12 protein-coding genes are annotated in these 17,934 nt (G+C 59.6%); 9 read left to right on the forward strand and 3 right to left on the reverse strand.

Translation table 11 applies throughout. The features are described 5' to 3' along the window. Position 1: 1 nt before the first annotated feature. From TBK1r_RS09860 to TBK1r_RS09875, 4 genes are all read left to right on the forward strand, one after another. Entirely contained in the window at positions 2 to 2,011 is a 2,010-nt protein-coding gene (locus TBK1r_RS09860) for a vWA domain-containing protein (protein ID WP_145209539.1), read from the forward strand. Positions 2,012 to 2,378: 367 nt separating this feature from the next. Further along, positions 2,379 to 3,038 carry a hypothetical protein gene (locus TBK1r_RS09865; protein WP_145209542.1) on the forward strand — a complete coding sequence of 220 codons (660 nt, stop codon included), beginning with the start codon at positions 2,379 to 2,381 and terminating at the stop codon, positions 3,036 to 3,038. A 152-nt stretch (positions 3,039 to 3,190) separates the two neighbouring features. Beyond that, a complete protein-coding gene (locus TBK1r_RS09870) occupies positions 3,191 to 4,540 on the forward strand; it encodes a polysaccharide biosynthesis/export family protein (protein WP_145209545.1) in 1,350 nt (449 codons plus the stop codon). A gap of 69 nt (positions 4,541 to 4,609) precedes the next feature. Then, positions 4,610 to 7,312 (forward strand): VWA domain-containing protein, encoded by a 2,703-nt coding sequence (locus tag TBK1r_RS09875; RefSeq protein WP_419581182.1) that lies wholly within the window; start codon positions 4,610 to 4,612, stop codon positions 7,310 to 7,312. 64 nt (positions 7,313 to 7,376) lie between these two features. Here TBK1r_RS09875 and TBK1r_RS09880 read toward each other — a convergent pair whose 3' ends face one another. From TBK1r_RS09880 to TBK1r_RS09890, 3 genes are all read right to left on the reverse strand, one after another. Continuing rightward, positions 7,377 to 8,240 carry a DUF2092 domain-containing protein gene (locus TBK1r_RS09880; protein ID WP_419581183.1) on the reverse strand — a complete coding sequence of 288 codons (864 nt, stop codon included), beginning with the start codon at positions 8,238 to 8,240 and terminating at the stop codon, positions 7,377 to 7,379. 142 nt (positions 8,241 to 8,382) lie between these two features. Further along, entirely contained in the window at positions 8,383 to 9,483 is a 1,101-nt protein-coding gene (dusB, locus tag TBK1r_RS09885; protein WP_145209554.1) for a tRNA dihydrouridine synthase DusB, read from the reverse strand. 36 nt (positions 9,484 to 9,519) lie between these two features. Continuing rightward, positions 9,520 to 10,569 (reverse strand): transporter, encoded by a 1,050-nt coding sequence (locus TBK1r_RS09890; protein ID WP_145209557.1) that lies wholly within the window; start codon positions 10,567 to 10,569, stop codon positions 9,520 to 9,522. Positions 10,570 to 10,918: 349 nt separating this feature from the next. Between TBK1r_RS09890 and TBK1r_RS09895 the strand changes: the two genes are divergently transcribed. The 5 genes from TBK1r_RS09895 (at position 10,919) to TBK1r_RS09915 (ending at position 17,932) form a co-directional block, all read left to right on the forward strand. Continuing rightward, positions 10,919 to 14,314, forward strand: a complete 3,396-nt coding sequence (locus tag TBK1r_RS09895) for a hypothetical protein (RefSeq protein WP_145209560.1) — start codon at positions 10,919 to 10,921, stop codon at positions 14,312 to 14,314. Between the two features lie 156 nt (positions 14,315 to 14,470). Beyond that, entirely contained in the window at positions 14,471 to 14,731 is a 261-nt protein-coding gene (locus tag TBK1r_RS09900) for an RNA-binding S4 domain-containing protein (protein ID WP_372897009.1), read from the forward strand. Between the two features lie 280 nt (positions 14,732 to 15,011). Next, a complete protein-coding gene (gene infC / locus TBK1r_RS09905; RefSeq protein ID WP_145209563.1) occupies positions 15,012 to 15,542 on the forward strand; it encodes a translation initiation factor IF-3 in 531 nt (176 codons plus the stop codon). 91 nt (positions 15,543 to 15,633) lie between these two features. Beyond that, entirely contained in the window at positions 15,634 to 16,431 is a 798-nt protein-coding gene (locus TBK1r_RS09910; protein ID WP_145209565.1) for a Nif3-like dinuclear metal center hexameric protein, read from the forward strand. 733 nt (positions 16,432 to 17,164) lie between these two features. Further along, positions 17,165 to 17,932 carry a glycosyltransferase family 2 protein gene (locus tag TBK1r_RS09915; protein ID WP_145209568.1) on the forward strand — a complete coding sequence of 256 codons (768 nt, stop codon included), beginning with the start codon at positions 17,165 to 17,167 and terminating at the stop codon, positions 17,930 to 17,932. The last annotated feature ends 2 nt before the right edge of the window (positions 17,933 to 17,934 follow it).

Here is a 17,934-nt window from a genome sequence, read left to right on the forward strand (position 1 = left end):
CATGTCATTCGCTTCACCGGACAAATTGATCTGGCTGTTGGCCGCGTTGCCGATCATCGCCTTCTACATCTTAAAAACCCGGCTCCGACGACGGCCGGTGTCGACGTTGCTGTTTTGGGACCAGGTCTTTGAACAGAAACGTCAACGTTCGCTCTGGCAAAACCTGCGGCACTGGATTTCACTGCTGCTGCAACTGGCTTTTGTCGGCCTGCTGGGGTTCGCCCTTGCCGATCCGCTTTGGAATTCTCAGGAAGACACGGGGCAGGACCTGATTTTGGTGGTCGACAATTCCGCCAGCATGCGGGCGGTCGATCCGGCCACGGGCAACACTCGATTACAGGAAGCGATCGAACAGGCGTCGGACGTCGCCGGAACCCTCCGCTCGGGCGACAACATTGCCTTGATCACCGCCGGCGGCAGCGTCCGCGTGGTGGTGGGGATGTCGGATTTCGCGCCGACGGTTCAAGAAGCGTTGTTGGAAATTCAGCCGACCGATGGTCCGACTCGGATCGGCGAAGCGATCACGGCGGCGAGACGACTGGCGGCCGACGACCTAAAACGCAGGATCGTGGTGTTCAGCGATGGCGGCGTTGCCAACCGTGACCTGCTGACCGACGCCCCGGCACAGCCCACACCCGAACCCAACGATGCGACCGCCGCAGCGGCGGCCGAGCAACGACGCTCACTGACCGGCGACGACGTTCGCTGGATGCAAGTCGGAACCTCGCAAGACAACCTCGCCATCACGACATTCCAGGTCAGGCGTTCGACCGTCGATCCGATCGGCTATTCGCTGTTGGTGGAAGTCCATAACTTTTCCTCCCAGCCGGCCGAAACTCGGTTGACGCTGAAACTGGATGACGCACTGGTGGATGTGATTCCGCTGGAAATCGAAGCCGAGGGTTCGTTTCGGAAACAGATCGACAGCACCTCCCGCGCCGGCGGCGTGCTGACCGGTGAATTGAAATCAGACGACGCGTTGCAGGTAGACAACGTCGCCCGCGCGATCCTGCCCAACCGCCCCGAAATCCCGGTCAAGCTGGTCGCCGGTGAAGACTCCGAGTCGTACTACTTGCGACGTGTTCTGGAATCGATTCCGTTGGTCAAGATCCTGGCGGCTGATGCGGTCGATTCGGAACCCGCGGCGCGGTTGACGGTGTTTGCCGGCGTGGTTCCCGAGACGATTCCGGAAGGGCCGGTGCTGTTGGTCGACATCCCGGAATCGGGCCCCGCTATCGGAACAGACGGGCAGCCCGCCTGGCGACTCGGTGAACAGGTCGACAATCCGATCATTGCCAAACAAGAAAAACAGTCCCCGTTGCTACGTCACGTTCAATTGCAAAACGTGATCCTCGCCGGCGGCCGCGACCTGGAGGTCAGCGAATCGCTGGGCACGCCAACGACGTTACTGGAAACTGCTGGCGGTGACCGTGTGTGTGTCTCGATCGAACGTAGCGAGGGGCGGATCTTGTTGCTCGCGTCGGATTTGGACACCAGCGATCTGCCGCTGCGGATTGCGTTTCCGGTGCTGATGACCAACGCGATGAATTGGTTCTTTCGCGAAACCGGTGAAATCCGTCCCGCGTTGGCGACGGGGCTGACCACGGATGTTCCCTGGGACGTGGCCGAGGATTCCGAAACAGGCACCGCCAACCTGATCGCCCCCTCCGGTGAACGCACGCTGGTCACGGTGCAACGAAACAAAGTCAAGTTGGGGCCGCTGCCGTCGGTCGGCGTGTACCGATTGACGACCGAAGACGTCTCCGAAACCGGCGATGTCGAAACCGGCGAGGGCGAAACCGATCCGACGGCCGCCACCGACGACGCGAATCTGGTCGCCGTCAATCTCTCCGACGCGAACGAAAGTGATCTGCGTTTACCGGAGTTGCCCGAAACAACGGCCGGCGAGTTGCCACCGGCCGGGCGTTCTCCCTGGTTTTATCTGATCCTTGCCGCCACCGGTTTGGTGATCACCGAGTGGGCACTGTTTCAACGCAGAGTCGTCGCGTAGTGGCGTGACCTGGAGAGCCAAGTGACGGATGTGACGATTCGGTAGAGGATTGCGGTCGTCTCGATTGAAGGCGTTGAAGAACGAGGCGCGAACGGATCCGGAGTCGGCTTGTATCGGCTGTCATGGTTAGTGTGGGCTGCAACGAAATCAGGTGGATCACCGACAGAATCGGCCGATCAAAAACCGTAGCTTTCCGCGCGCCGGCAAGCGTGCACATGCAGCGTCGCAATACCATGGCGATGAATGCAACGTGCCAAGCGGCGATGCGGCGAAGGCGATGGGATGAACAAGGAAGTGAGTCCCTGGACGTGGTGACGTGGGTCGGAGATCCCCGTCACAGTGAAGTGCGCGACAATGGAGTGACGCAATGCACGAGAAGCATCATCAGATTCCGGTCAGCCCGAAACGGTTCGGTTCGCGCTCTGTGGCGATCGCCTGTGGTGGCATGATCGCAATGGTCGCGATCCTGTGCAGCGCCGGTTGCGTGGCCGATGCGATTCGATCCACGTGGCAGCCCTACGGGGCGATGACCAAACGCACGACGATCAAATTGCGGGCGGGCAAACTCGCCCGTCAAGTCTGGGAACAGAGCTACCAAAGCCAATACGCGTCGTCTCCCTGTGTTGACGATGTCAAAGCGGGATACATCACGGCGTTTGTGGAAACAGCCATGGGGATGGCAGAGTGCCCGCCACCGATTCCCACTCGGCGGATGTTGAGCGGGGATGCGATTCATCAGACCTACCCGGCGGCCGTGCCTTGGTACCAGGGTTACAGTTTCGGTCACGCCGACGCGGTCGCGCGGGGTGTCGATCGCTGGCGACTTGCACCGTTGAATCCCGAATTGGTGATGGCGATGTGTCCGTGCACCCCTGCCGTCCACGACATCCCGTTCGAAGCTCTGGAGTCGAGTGAAGTGATTCCCCAGGGCGACGCCGAAACGGTTCCAGGATGGGCTGATGAACATGAGGTTCAGCCGCTTCCTGTACCGGAAGAACTCCCGTTGGAAAGCACGGAGTTCCAGTGACCGCGCGGCCGTCGAGTTTGGAGCGGAACGGATTCCATTTCCAGGCGAAACGACGGCGACAACGTTTGACAGCGACGCCACATCCGAGCGGATGTCGTGTCGTTCCCGACCCAGCATTTTTTCAGAATCCCGTTTCGGCAAGGATGCCAACAATGGACCGCAACATTCGTCAATCCGTGGCTCTTTGGTCGCTTTCCCTTTGCGCACTGCTGGCCATCATCAACACGGGGTGCACGTCGGTTCTGTCACCGGTCACCGGGATCCCCGTTTTTGATTTGCCCGATGAATTGTTGGGTGTGCCGAAGAGCGATCAGATACCGGTTCCGGTGGTCTTGCTCGCCCGTCCTCATGAAGAGCAATATTTGTTGGGAGAAGGCGACATTTTGAGCGTCTACATCGACGGCGTGCTTCCGTTTTCGGCCCCCAACAGCCCGCCGACGCCTCCGCCGGTCAACATGCCTTCGGACCAATCGTTCCTGAAACCTTCGATCGGGTACCCGATTCCGGTGCAGGAAGGTGGGCTGGTCACGTTGCCATTGCTGGCCCCGTTCAACGTCAGCGGCTTGACGCTCGAACAGGCACGTGACGAAATCTCACGTCGCTATCGGGAAGAAGAGATTTTGCCGCCGGGCGTGAACTATCCCGTCGTGTCGTTGATGCAGCGCCGGTCCCACACCGTGACCGTGATTCGTTTCAACGCACAGACCGCGGTCGGATCCGATGGCACGGCAGCCGGTTACACCCTTGATTTGCCCGAGCGACGCAATGACGTGCTCAATGCGCTGATGGGATCCGGCGGGTTGCCCGGGTTTAATGAACGCAACGAAGTCGTGATCTACAAGACGTCTCAAATTCCCGCCGATCGACGCAACGAACTGATGAGCCAACTGTTGGCACAACCTTGCGGCGCGGGAACGCATCACCAGGGACAGCACTTGGATCACGAAGTGTTTGCGACCGATGCAAACTGTATCGCGTACGACAACCAGCTACTGGAAACGCAATTCATCATCCGGATCCCGCTGCGTTATTACCCCGGACAGATGCCCCACATCCGGCCCTCGGACGTGACGCTGCAAACCGGCGATATCGTGATGGTCGAATCCAGAGAAACCGAATTGTTTTACACCGGCGGGTTGCTCGGCGGCGGCCAGTATCCGTTGCCGCGAGATTACGATCTGGACGTGCTAGGCGCGATGGCATTGTCCGGCCAGGGAATCGCGTCGTCCAATGCTCGCGGCGGTGGAGGTGGAGGAGGCGGGATGATCCAAGGCATGGGCGGCACCAGCCCGACACAGTTGTACATCATTCGCAAGCTGCCTTGCGGACGAACCTACAACATCTCCGTCGACTTACAAGTGGCGATGAACAATTCACGAGAGAACATTCTGGTCCAACCCGGCGACACCCTGATCCTGCGTTACAAACCCCAAGAAGAGCTAGCGAATTTCGGAATCGGAACTTTCTTTACCTTCGGGATTCGCGAGCTGTTCCGCGACTAACCCGGGGTCAGAAAACTGCTATAGTTGACACGGTCGCGACCTCCTCCTTCGCTCCGGGGAAACGTTTCCGTGCAGTGGTCTGATTTCACTTGGTTGTACCTGTTGATTCCGGCAGTGCCGTTTTTGATTTGGTATCACCTCCGCTCCTTGAGCGACTTTCCGATTTGGCAAAAGCGCGTCTCCTTGGCGTTGCGAATTGTCGTGCTGGGACTGTTGGCCGCGGCGCTGGCCGGGCCGGTGCTGATGCGGCAAACCGACCGGCAAATGGTCGTGTTTGCGATCGACCGCAGCGAGAGCATCGACGAGGCGGCTCGTGAGAAAACCGACACGTTTCTCGCCCAGGCGATCAAGGCCGCCGAGCAGGCCGATGTCGACGTTCGGTTCTTGGAATTTGATCGCGAACCAAAGAGTTTGCGAGACGAGTGGGCGGTCGGCGACGGGCAAACCGAGGACAGCGGGCAAACCGACAAAAACAAATCCACCGACCAAGTTGGCGACGAGTCCGATGACGTCTCTGTGACCGGAGATGACACCGCAAACACGGACGACTCGCCCGGCGAAGCTGCTTCAGCGGAACAAGACGCTGACGATTCTCCGAGCGACGATGCCGACCACGATCCGGCTCGCCGTGGGACCGACTTGGAGGCGGCCGTGCGCACCGCGATCGCCTCGATGCCGCCGTCTCGGGTTCGCCGCGTCGTGTTGCTGTCCGATGGAAACGCGACCGGTGGAGGCGACGTGATCGCCGCAGCGGCCGAGGGCGGCGTGCCCGTCTGGACCATCCCCTTGCCATCGCGCAGTGACCCCGAAGTCCAATTGACACGCGTCGACGCACCGACCCAAGTCCGCCAAGGGCAACCGTTTTTTGTCGAAGTGATCGTCAGCAGCAACCGTGACACCGAGGGCTACATCGATCTGTATCGCGGCGACATTCAGATCGGCGACGAAGAACCCAAGCCGGTGAAGATCAAGAAGGGCGAGAACACGTTTCGATTCCGACAAACCGTGCTGGGCAAGCGACAAGAATCCTTCGCCGCCCGACTGCGTGGATTTGACGACACGTTGCTGGACAACAACGCGGCCGAAACAGTCGTGTATGCCCAGGGTCGCCCGCGTGTCTTGTTGGTCGATCCCGATCTGGACCAAACCGATTCACTGCGCTGGGCGCTCGATGAACAATCGATCGACGTGGAAGTTCGACCGCCCGAGGGAATCCCCAGTGATCTGACAGAAATCCAAGGCTACGAATGTCTGGTGCTGTCCAACGTTCCCGCGACGGCGATGTCGATGCGGCAAATGGACTTGATCCGCATCTACGTGAAAGAACTTGGCGGCGGACTGGTCATGCTCGGCGGCGACCAATCGTTCGGCTTGGGAGGTTACTATCGAACGCAGGTCGAAGAGATTCTGCCGGTCCGCAGCAATTTCGAAAAGGAACGCGAAAAGCCATCGCTGGCGATGATGCTGGTGATCGATAAAAGCGGATCGATGGGCGGCCAGAAAATCGAACTCGCCAAAGATGCGGCGCGGGCGGCCGTCGAATTACTCGGGCCCCGCGATTCGATCGGCGTGATCGCGTTCGACGGATCAGCCTACACGGTTTCCGAACTCCGCTCGACCTCCGACAAGGGTCAAATCATCGACGCGATCAGCACCATCGAAGCGTCCGGCGGCACGAACATGTACCCCGGCATGGTCGATGCCCTCGACGCACTGCGTGGGGCGACGGCGAAATTGAAGCACGTGATCTTGATGACCGACGGAGTTTCTTCGCCGGGCGATTTCCAGGGCGCCGCCTCGGACATGTCCGCCAATCGAATCACGCTGTCCACCGTCGCACTCGGCCAAGGTGCCAGTGAAGATCTGTTGGAGGAACTCTCACAGATCGGGGGCGGGCGTTATTACTTTTGTGATTCGCCCGACGCGGTGCCGCAGGTGTTTGCCAAGGAAACCGTCGAGGCCAGCAAGTCGGCGATCAACGAGTTGCCCTTCACGGCTCAACTGGTCCGGCCGACCGCAGTGCTGGAGGGAATCGATCTGGAGTTGTCGCCGCTATTGCTCGGCTATGTCGTGACGCGCCCAAAACCGACCGCTGAATTTATCCTCGCCAGCGAGGCGGGCGATCCCTTGCTGGCGTGGTGGCGTTACGGATTGGGCATGTCGGTGGCGTTCACCAGCGATGCCAAGAACCGTTGGGCGGGCGAATGGTTGGCGTGGCCGGATTTCGGTCCGTTTTGGGCCCAAGTCATCCGCCATGCGATGCGCAAGGATGACAACCGCGGCGTATTTGTCGATGTCCGTCGCGAAGGCGAAACGACGTTCGTGTCACTCGATTCGGTGGACCAAAACGGCGCGTTCATTGAGAACGCGACGACGGAGTTGACGATGATCGATCCCGGTCTGGGGCGACAGAAGTTGGCGATGCGTCAAACCGCGCCGGGACGTTTCGAAGCCGAAATCAAGACCGACCGCCGTGGCGCGTATCATTTGGACCTGGCACAGACGCGGCAATCCGGTTCGACGCAACGGTCCTCGCGAGGCATCTCGGTCGGCTACAGCGATGAATTGAGGTTGTTGCCCACCGCGACGTCGACGCTGCAGCGGATTGCAACGGTCAGCGGCGGACGCTTTGACCCGCCGCCGGAATCGATTGCCGAACGGATCGACGCGACGGCCCGCGAACCGATGCCGTTGTGGCCTTGGTTGTTGATGGTCGCGATGTCCATTTTCGTAGCCGATGTCGCGCTGCGACGGATCGAATTGGCCAGGTAAGAATAGAACCATCGCCCCAGCACGTGGCGTCAGCCAGTGGCGCGTGCCCCATCCGCCACGCCGATCACTTGGCTTCATTGAAATACGCTTCGATCGATTCGTACTCCTTGGCGCCCTCGATCTTGTTGTAGCGAAACAGTGTTGCCGCATTGGGATGATCGATCCGCCAGACTTTAAAATCGAAACGCAACGCGTATTGATAGCCTTGCGGCAATTCCAATCCGCCGTTAGCGCGAAGCATCTCCGTCAGATCGACACGCAACCGCAACGGTTTGGGCCGCTCGTCTTGGGTGATCCAGAGATCCCAACGGACATTGTCCTCTTGGATGCCTTGGAAATGAATCGCCGGCGTTTGCCCGCGAAACTTGTTGCGATCGAGCAAGCGGACCGACTTCATGCCGGTCATCAACGACAGCGCGGGGTCGATGCCGGCCATGGTCAGGGCGAGAATGGGTTCCGGGTACGGCCCCATCGGCAACGGCAACTCGAAAACCGCTTGCTGCATCGCCAACGGTTTCTCCAGCACGGTGAATGCCTGTTCGGAAAGGGCGATCGTCGTCGTTTCACCGTCACAAAAGATTCGGGCTCGCTGCTGCTCGTCTTTCAAGTAGATGGTGAACTGATCGGGAATTTGGGACGCGATTTGGTAGACCGACGTTTGGGTGTTGACCACCGCTCCGTCGACGATCGTATCGGCGGACAATTCGACGGTCGCCCGAGTTGATTTGGCGCCGATGAGCTGATCGAACAGGGGCTGGAGCGCTGCGACCGCATCGGCATCCGCGACCGAATCGGTATCCTCCGCCGCGACTTTCGCCGGTTCCGCATCGGGCGTTTTCTGCTCCTGGGCCCCCGCCGGTCGGGCCGGCATCAGGAACACCATCAAACTGATAAACGCCAGGACACACAACCGTTTCGAGCGCGACATGATCGATCCGAGGAAATTAGGAAAAGAACAAGGGACGTGAAGTTGCCTTAGCATCCCACTCCGCCACTGTCGGCGACTGTCACGCAACCACTGCGTGACATGAACGTCAACAGCCCGTAGCGATTGCCGTTACTCGCCGCGGTCAACTGAGTTCGGCATTGAGCGTTTCTGCGGCTCGTGTTTCTGCGGCCTGTTCCGCTTCACGCTCGGCTCGGATTTCTTCTTTCGTCTTCATCGGGAAGTACTCTTCGACGATGCGATAAAACTCGTCGGCGCTGGACACGTTTGCGACGTGCGTGCGGAAATGCCGAGCGCCGTATTTACCTTGGGCGTAACAGCAAGCGTATTTCCGCATCAGGATCGTGCCTTTTTCTTCGCCGAAGCGTTCTTTGACCAGATCGTAGTGATGCATCATGCATTGACGTTGTTCTGGCAGACTGGGTTCCGGCGGGATCGGTTGGCCGCGGAGTGCGGCGGCGGCTTGCGAGAACAGCCACGGGCGGCCGAGGCAAGCGCGGGCGATCATGACGCCATCGACGTCATAGGTCTTGAAGGCGTGAACGACTTTTTCGGGCGAGTCCAGGTCACCGTTTCCGATCAGCGGAATGTTTCGAAGGTGGGCCTTGATTTCGCTGATGCGATCCCAGTCGGCATGTCCACGAAACATGTCTTTGGCGGTGCGGCCATGAACGGTCAGCGCCGCCGCACCGGCCTCTTCGACCACCCGAGCGACTTCGTTGCAATTGACCGAATCAGGGCTGCAGCCGAGTCTGATCTTTGCGGTCACGGGCGTCGGCGCGCACGCTTTAACCAGTTGCGAAATGATCTCGAACATCCGGCCCGGCGTTCGCAACAGGTAGCTGCCGCTGTGTGCTTTCTCGGTGACCTGGCGGACAGGGCAGCCGAAATTAATATCCACGACACTGACCTGGTACTCCTCGACCAACCGCCGTCCGACCTTGGCCATCGTTTCCGGATCGTTGTCCCAGATCTGGACCGCCAGTGGGCGAGGTTCTTCTGCCACACCCCACAAGCGTTCGGGATGTTCGGCTTCGTTTTCGTCCATCCAGACAAAGCCGCGGGCGTTGACCATTTCGGTCGCGATCAGTCCGGCGCCGCCATATTCGCGGACCATTTGACGGAAGGCGGCGTTGGTAAAGCCCGCCATCGGGGCTTGCAGGATCGGCGGATCGACGACCAGATCGCCGATCCGAAACGCGGGTGGGGGGAAGGGACGTGACATGGCTAAAGCTTTCGCGGGAGGTGATTCCCCGTCACTCTAAAACGCACGCGACCAACTGGCAATGATCGAATAGTCCGTCTCCAACTGGATTCCCCCCAGGTCTTGCGCCAACGTGGGCACAATTTCCAGGTTCAAATAATTTCCTTTCCAGTTCAACTGGCCACCGATCCCCAGGTTGTACCAGTATCCGCCGCGAAAGCTTTCGACGTTGGTGCTGATCCCCGCGTCGGGCGTCTGCGGATCGGCGCCATCAATGTTGTCACGCCAAACGTGTTCCCCGCGCAGTGACAGGGCGAACGCGTCGCAGACCAGGTATTGGGTCCACGTGTTGAGGCGGACTTCGGCACCGAGACGGTAATCGCGATAGTTCTTGCCCATCGGCAGATCGGACTGGACCTGCCCCCCCCAGCCCCATTGGTCGGCGAAATACCGCACGGTCATGCCGGGGCGTGCGTTAAAGGTCCCGCTGCCCAGTCGCATCGGGTAGGGCAGCGGTTGAGACATCATCCCGCCGGTCGGCGTCGACGTGGTCCGAAAGATGTCGCCGGTCGGAACAGACCCGCCCAGGTTCAAAATCCAATCGCAACGCTCGGTGCTGTACAGCCGGAGCAGCGCGCCCAGGGCCGTGTCACCGAAACCGCTGTTATGGGTCGTGAATTCGGTCCCCGCCCCGGCCGGGTTCATCGGGCCGCGGATGTGATCCATCGTCAGACTCGGCAACATGAACATCGTGTACAGCGTCACATTGTCGGTGGCACCGTACATCACGTGGGTCATGTGCATCTCCATCGTCATTTGCGTGGGAGCGGCCATGCGATTGGTCATCGGCGAGCTCGTCGCGCCGAAAGCGATCGCTTCGGAATCGCTGACGGTCCGATCGCCGATCCGATTGTCTTCCATGTACATGTTCATGTACTTGTACTCGACCATCCACTCGCCCTTTTCATGCACATGATCGCCCGCGATTCCGGCCGGGCCGTGTTTGTCGGCCAGCGATTTGCGTCCGGGATGGTCGGCGATCGAGGCGGACGTGGTCAAAAACAGCGACGCAACAGCGGCGAGAAGATGAAAGGGTTTCACCGTCATGAAAAAGCATCCGTGCTGGGAAATCCGTGCTGGGAAAATCGAGTGACGAAGGTCTTCGCTAGATCGACCTCCCGGACGGCAAGTTTCAGCTGCCGCCATTGGAGCGTTGACAACCGGCATGATCTGACCAAACCGACTGCCCGCCCGGGCGAACTTGAATCTTGCCAAACTCGGGTCGACTCGCCGGTCGCGCCTTTGCTATAGCCGCTAGGGTGGTGCCAAAATCAGGCACCGGGCTGCCACGGATTGGACAGCCAAACTTCGCAAAACACCGTATCTTTCCGAGTTTGTCGAAATTGAGACAGCCCGGTCGCAACGGTTGGCCATTGACGCAGGACGGATTCGACTGATGGTTGTGATCTTCGGTTTACCGGTTGTTTCGATTTTCATCTTCATCGTCGCAGGGCTGCTGATCGGGCATCTGCTCTGGTACCGAGACACCAGTGGCTTGGACGGTAGGATCCGCGAATTGGAAGACGAGCTTGCAACGGCGGGCGGCGACTCATCCAGCCAACACGGCGAGCTGCTTTCGCTCCAGCGGTCCTTCGACGAGCAACGCGACGATCTGGAACGCGCCCGCGAGGAAGCCGCGTCGTTGCGCCAGGAAAACGCGACACTGGAAGCATCGATCGAACTGACCCGCGACAACGCGGCCCTCGAAAACAGTGACTTGCAGCGCACCGAAGAGCAATTGCAAGCGTTGCAAGACGAATACGATGCCTTGAAAGCCGAGCACGAACAGACGCTCGCGGACAGGCATGCCGCGGAGCTGCGCATCACCGCCAATGAAACCGCGGCACTGGAAGCCGGCGATGAACTCGGGCGACAATCCGCGCTGATCGAATCGCTGTCCAAAACCAATGAAGCGCAGCTCGCCGAAATCCAGCACTTGAAAGAACAAGTCGAACGGCTGGGGGAAACCAGTGAGTCGGATGTCGCCGACCGCGAGGCCCTGATCACTCGACTGAAAAACGAGCTAGCCGAAAGCGAAATGTATCGCCAGGCGACCCAAGACAAATTGGACGCGGTGCAGGCCCAGATCGAAGAACACGAATCGTCCACCCAGCAGCGCGATGAAACGATCGAATCCCTGCAGCGTCAGCGCGACGAACTGCAACAGCAGCGGGACGAATCGTCGCACAAATACGCGTCGGTCGTGACCAGCATCGAGACGATGCAGCAACAGCTCGCCAGCGCCCTGGACCAGGCCGAACGGACCGCCGATCAAAACGAGCGTCTGGCCGACCTGATCGAAGAAAAACAAAACCGGATCGCCGAACTGGAATCCCGTGCCGCCGAGGCCGAGGCGGCTTGTGAAGGACTGGAAACCCTGCACGCCGAACTCTCCACCGCAACCGCGGCACTGACCAAGGTCGAATGCCAACTGGAAGACCGGACGGCTGAACTGCAGGACCGAGACCGCTTGGTGGAAACCCTTCGCGGCGAAATCGACCAATTGAAAGTCGCACGACAAGAGGGCGCCGACGCCCAAGAAGAAGTCCGTGAATTGCTCGACGAGTTGCACGAACTGAAACAGATCAAACTGAAACTGGAAGACAAGCTGGCGATGCAAGCCGGCCAACTCGAACAGATCGCGGAGCTGCAAGAACGCATCGAAGAGCAAGACGCGGAATTGGAGTTCATCGCTAGCGAGGTCGACGACGAACGCGGCATTCGCAGCGAATTGGAAAACAAACTGAGCGAAAAGACGAGCACCATCGCGGATCTGTCCCGGCGCTGCGAATTGATCCAGCCGCTGGAAAACGAAACCAAATCGCTGACTGCGAAAATCGCCACGGGCCGCGCAACCATCGAGCAACTGACTTCCAAGCTGAACGAAAACGAACACATCGTCACGCAGTTGCAAGACCGTCTGCAGGTGATCGACACCCTGGAAAGCGAACAACAGTCGCTGCGTCAAAGCTTGGATCAATCGGCCGCAACGATCGACCGGCTGACCGCCAAGCTGCAAGAGAGCGAGCGAACCGTTGCTCGTCAGACCGAACAATTGCAGGCAATGGAGGCGTTGCAGAACGAAAACCAGTCGCTCGCCGCCGAACTGATGTCGTCTCAGGCATCGGTCGAAGAGACTTCGGTACAGCTCCGCGAACACGAACGGATGGTCGCCGAACAATCGGCCCAGCTGGAAATCTTGGGAGATCTGGAAACCGAAAAGGGATCGCTCTCTGAAAAACTGCTCGCCTCGCTCGCGTCGATCGATCAGCTGACGGCCCAATTGCACGACAGCGATCAAACGCTGGCACAGCAATCCGAAAAGCTTCTGCAGATGGAGCAGCTCGAAAGCGAAAAACAGACACTCGCTGAACGATTGGAATCCTCGCTCGCGTCGATCGAACAACTGACCGCCCAACTGCACGAAAGTGAATCGAGCGTGGCCGATCACGCCAAACAGCTGGAGGTGCTGGAGAACGACAACCAATCGCTCGCCGGCAAGCTGCAATCAAACCTCGAGAAGCTCGACCACCTGGCGACGAACTTGCGTGACCGTGACACAGAAATTGTCGAGCTGACCGAGCAGTGCGAACGCCTCAGCGGCCTGGAAGATCAAATCGAAACGCTGGGCCAGGATCTACAGGCCAGTCGAGCGACGATCGATGACTTGACCGAACAACTGAGCGACCGCGATGCCCGAATCAACGAGCTGACCGAGCAGTGTCAGGCCCTCACGCCGCTTACCGAAGAAACGCAAACGCTGACCAAGCGGTTGGCCGAACTCGAGCGGACCGAGGCCGGGCTGAGGGAGAGCTTGAGCGATCAAGATCGCGAGATCGAAACCCTGCGTGACAAGGAACGTGAACTCAACACGCTGCAGGACCGCTTTGCCGAGACGCAATCGGTGCTTCAAGAAACCGACGCCCAACGGGCCGCGTTGGTCGAAACCACCGGCGAACAGCAATCCGAAATCGAATCGCTGCAGAAACAACTACAACAGATCAAAACGCTGCAAGGTGAGCTGGAAGTCAAAGACGAACAGCTTGCCAAGTCGGTCCGCGAAGTCGAGACGTTGGCGATGCAAATCAGTGAGCGTGAAGCGGTGATCGAGGACTTGAATCGACGCATCGGTTCGGTGGTCGATCTCGAAAAACAACTGCACATGCGAGAACGCGATGTCATCGAGTTGAAAGAGCAAAGCGATCTGCAAACGCGGGCCTTTTCCGAACAACGCGACGAGTTGCTTCGTCTGCGGCACGGCGTGGCCGATCTGGAAGCGACCAACAAACAGCTCGCGATCACGCGCGATCGACTGTCCAAGGCCGACCTGCAGTGCGACGAACTGGTCGCCGCCAATCAGGTACTGGAAAGCCACGTCACCAAGCTGGGCAAAGAATTGGAAATCCAAGCCGTCTCGGTCGAGGACTTGAATCGGCGGCTGGAGACGAAGTCGAATCAGCACGAAGCGGCGATCGCGGAACTGCGTCAGGCCTCAACCGATTTGAAGCAGCAAACCGCGGTGGTCAAGCAGTTGCAAACGCAGCTCGCCGAACTGGACGAATTGCGGGCGGCCAACAAAATGCTTGCCGCCAAGAGCGCGGATCTGATCAGCCATCTCAAACGCGTCAGCGCCGAACACGAGGACAGCTTGAAAGCCAACGAGCATGCTCAGACCACGATTCGCGAGCTGCAAAACGAGATCCACGCCCAGACGGCCACGATCCGCACGCTGCGTCGCGAGCGTGGTTCGATCGCAGACCTGGACGGCGACGACGGTCGCAAGGCAGCGTAGAATGCCGGACCAGCGTCATTCTCGCGGAGTGCATCTTGTGAAAAATCGTTCCGCTTGGGATCTTGAACAAGCCCCACGACGCCCGACTGGAAAACTAAATTGCCGGCCGATGAAGGTGAAGTGACCGTTCCCCGTCCTGGCAACGTTCCCAATCCGATGACTGACGCACCGCGTGACCCCGAAAAACAGCAACCGTCCCAAGAACCGGCGGCGCGTCCGATGATGCGGCTGGATGATGTGCTCAAACGGGCCGGCTGCGTGGGGACCGGCGGCCAGGCCAAAATCTGGATCCAAGACGGCCAGGTCACCGTGAACGGGGAAATCGAGACACGACGCCGCAAACAGCTGTTTTTGGGCGATGTGGTCGAAACCATGGGTCAAAGCATCACGCTGGACGAAACCTTTTTCGATTGTTAGCTGAAAAGTTCGGTGAAACCGGCAGTTTCACTGTTGACGGTCGCCGATCCGTCGCTGGATACTGCGCAACGCTGAGAAAGCTGGCGGCGGCGAATTTTCCGCCCTTCTCGGTGTAGACCACTTCGGTGACCTACTGTTGAGAACCCGTTTTCCCTGGACGTTTCAGGGATCCGTGGTTCAACCCCAAGACTGGCACTTCGGCTGATTCAACGCCGATCCGGTCTCGAGGCCATTTCCATTTGATGTCCGGAATGCCCACCGGCAGGAGCAGAAACTTTTAGTGGCGTTGGCACGACGAAACCCCCAACCAGAAAATCGCGACACCGTTCGCATCAATTCCAGTATCCGAATCAGTCCGATTCGAGTCGTCAGCGAGACTGGCGAACAGCTCGGAGTGATCTCGACCGAAGACGCCCTGGAGCGTGCACGCGATGTCGGACTGGACCTGGTTGAAGTCGCTCCCAATGAGCGACCCCCGGTTTGCCGAATCATGGATTACGGCAAATACAAATACGACAAGAACAAGAAAACGAACCGCAATCAAAGTCACACCAAGACGAAAGAAATTCGCTTGCGGCCGAAAACCGGCGACGAAGACATTCGTACGAAAATTCGACGCGCCGAAAAGTTCTTGAAGCACAAGGACAAGGTTCAAGTCAGTGTGCTGTTCCGTGGACGCGAGATGGCTCACATCGAAGAAGGCCGCAAGGTGATGGAGCAGGTCATCGAATTGCTCGACGAAGTCGGCAAGGTCGAAACCGCGCCCCAGCAACACGGCCGTCGGATGATCTGCATGATCGCCCCACGTTAAACAACGGGCCACTCGTCATCCTCGTCGCGACGCTTGCTTTGTAACCCTGGGCAAGCGTCGACGAGCCGTTCCACCACGTGATGCGAGAGCCATGTCCGCTGTCACTGTCGATGCCGTTTGCCAAACGCTCTCCCAATGGGCTCCGCTGGAATTGGCGGAGTCCTGGGACAACGTTGGCCTGTTGATCGGAGATCGCCACCGCGAGATCGGCAAGGTCATGACCTGCCTGACCGTGACCCCCGGCGTGGTCGCCGAAGCGATCGAGCAGCAGGCCGGCTTGATTGTCACCCATCACCCGATCCCCTTTCGCCCGCTGCCACGCATCACCAGTGATTCGATCACCGGCGAAATCCTGTGGCGACTGATCGGGGCCAAGATCGCCGTCTACAGCGCCCACACCGCCTTCGACTCCGCCGCCGAAGGCATCAACCAGAGTTGGGCACAATCGCTGGGCTTGTCCTCGATTGAACCGATCAACGATCCCACGACGGAGAACCCGCTGGGCAGCGGACGGCACGGGACGCTGCCGACCGAAACACCGACGCGCGATGTGATTCGGCGGTGTGCCGAATGGGTCGATTGCCGGCAAGCTCCCCGCGGTGTCGGCCCGCTCGATCGCCCGATCACGAGAGTCGGATTCGCGTGCGGCAGCGGAGGCTCGTTCGTCGCCCAAGCAGCCCGCTGCGGTTGCCAGCTGTTGATCACCGGCGAAGCCAGCTTTCACGATTGCCTGGAAGCCGAGTCACGAGGCATGGCACTGGGCCTGCTCGGGCACTATCACAGCGAACGCTTTGCGATGGAGCAGTTGGCCAAACGACTCGCCGGCACCTTCCCGACGCTGACCCTGTGGCCCAGCGCCGCCGAATCCGACCCGATCCAAACGGTTTGAGAGGAACGCGTCACGGCAGTTTTAGCGGCAGGGCGCAAGCCCTCCGGTCCGTCATCGTTCCCGAAACACCGGAGGGCTCGCGCCCTACCGCTAAAAAATGCTTCACAGCTTTGCCCGGAGGGTGTCGAAGCAAATGCCGCCCGAACCCTCAGACCCGGCGGGCCGCCCCGAGTGGAAAACGCCCCCATCAACTCGTTCGCAATGGCGGTCTGCGGCACAGCCGGCAGATCGATTCGCTACGACCCCGTCCGGGGTCGACGGGAGTCGGCAACGGGCCTCCCGGAGGTGGCGCTACACTGACCTCCGGCGACTCGCTGGCATCCCTCCGGGATACTCGGTTCGCTGACGCGAACCGTTGACCACAGATGCATCACGCGCCACTGGCTCACGCCACGTGCTGGGATTGCATGGCGGGGATTGCCTTGCGGGGATGATGTCAGCGAGCGCGTGGGGCTGGGACAACTCGCCCGACAGCCACAATGGGGGGCTCCGGCGGGCGGAGCTGCCAAAATGTCATTGAGTGCAGGCGGCATGGCGTTTGCGGAGTGGTGTGCGAGCCCACGAATTCATGAGAGAATAGCGCAGAGCGAGTTTCCTCCACGACGCTGATTCCCGTGCTCAGCTGTAAGACCCGGTCGCTCGAACGAGTATTCCCCTAGGGAGCCGGCAGCACCGCAGCCCGCCCAACGCTGGTCACACCACGAAGTTTTCCGACCTAGATGATGGAGTCGAAATGACGAGACAAGAGAAATGGCTTGCCGCCCTGCCGGTGTACAACGAAGTCGACTACGTGAACGAGATTTTGGACCAGGTCGTTCAATATGCGTCCAACGTGCTCGTCGTTGATGACGGTTCGACCGACGGGACCGACAAACTTCTCAGCCAGCGTGACGACGTGACCGTGATTCGTCATGAGCAAAATCGTGGCTATGGAGCGGCGTTGCAAACCGCGTTCGACTACACCCTGGCAAACGGCTTCGATGGCGTCGTCACACTCGACTGCGACGGCCAGCACCAGCCGAAACGGATCCCCGCCTTCATCGACATGGCCCGTTCGGCGGACATCGTTTCGGGCAGCCGCTACCTGCATCACTTCGATGGTGACGACGCGCCACCGGAGGAGCGGATGTTTATCAACCGCCGCATCACGGCCGATCTGAATCGGCGACTGGGGCTGCAGCTGACCGACGCGTTTTGCGGATTCAAAGCCTATCGTAGCGAAGCGCTGCGGCATTTTTCCATCACCGATACCGGCTACGCAATGCCGCTTCAACTGTGGGTCCAGGCAGCCGAAGCCGGATTGCGGATCGCCGAGATGGCGGTGCCGTTGATCTATCTGGATCTGGAGCGATCGTTCGGCGGTGCGCTCGACCACGCAGAAACACGGTTGAAACATTACAATCAGGTGATCGACGACGAGATCGCGCGGCTGTGTGCCAGCGGTCGTCATGTCACCCACGCGGCCAGCGGAGATTTGGTCTGCGTACACGAGGCCGGTTGAAC

This window comes from Stieleria magnilauensis (genome assembly GCA_007753675.1).
Taxonomy (GTDB): Bacteria; Planctomycetota; Planctomycetia; order Pirellulales; family Pirellulaceae; genus Stieleria; species Stieleria magnilauensis.

What these genes read in the sequence shown, in the direction of transcription:
- TBK1r_RS09860 (WP_145209539.1), top strand. Translation starts at nt 2, where the DNA reads ATGTCATTCGCTTCACCGGACAAATTGATCTGGCTGTTGGCCGCGTTG.
- TBK1r_RS09865 (WP_145209542.1), top strand. Translation starts at nt 2,379, where the DNA reads ATGCACGAGAAGCATCATCAGATTCCGGTCAGCCCGAAACGGTTCGGT.
- TBK1r_RS09870 (WP_145209545.1), top strand. Translation starts at nt 3,191, where the DNA reads ATGGACCGCAACATTCGTCAATCCGTGGCTCTTTGGTCGCTTTCCCTT.
- TBK1r_RS09880 (WP_419581183.1), bottom strand. Translation starts at nt 8,240, where the DNA reads ATGTCGCGCTCGAAACGGTTGTGTGTCCTGGCGTTTATCAGTTTGATG.
- dusB (WP_145209554.1), bottom strand. Translation starts at nt 9,483, where the DNA reads ATGTCACGTCCCTTCCCCCCACCCGCGTTTCGGATCGGCGATCTGGTC.
- TBK1r_RS09890 (WP_145209557.1), bottom strand. Translation starts at nt 10,569, where the DNA reads ATGACGGTGAAACCCTTTCATCTTCTCGCCGCTGTTGCGTCGCTGTTT.
- TBK1r_RS09895 (WP_145209560.1), top strand. Translation starts at nt 10,919, where the DNA reads ATGGTTGTGATCTTCGGTTTACCGGTTGTTTCGATTTTCATCTTCATC.
- TBK1r_RS09900 (WP_372897009.1), top strand. Translation starts at nt 14,471, where the DNA reads ATGACTGACGCACCGCGTGACCCCGAAAAACAGCAACCGTCCCAAGAA.
- TBK1r_RS09910 (WP_145209565.1), top strand. Translation starts at nt 15,634, where the DNA reads ATGTCCGCTGTCACTGTCGATGCCGTTTGCCAAACGCTCTCCCAATGG.
- TBK1r_RS09915 (WP_145209568.1), top strand. Translation starts at nt 17,165, where the DNA reads ATGACGAGACAAGAGAAATGGCTTGCCGCCCTGCCGGTGTACAACGAA.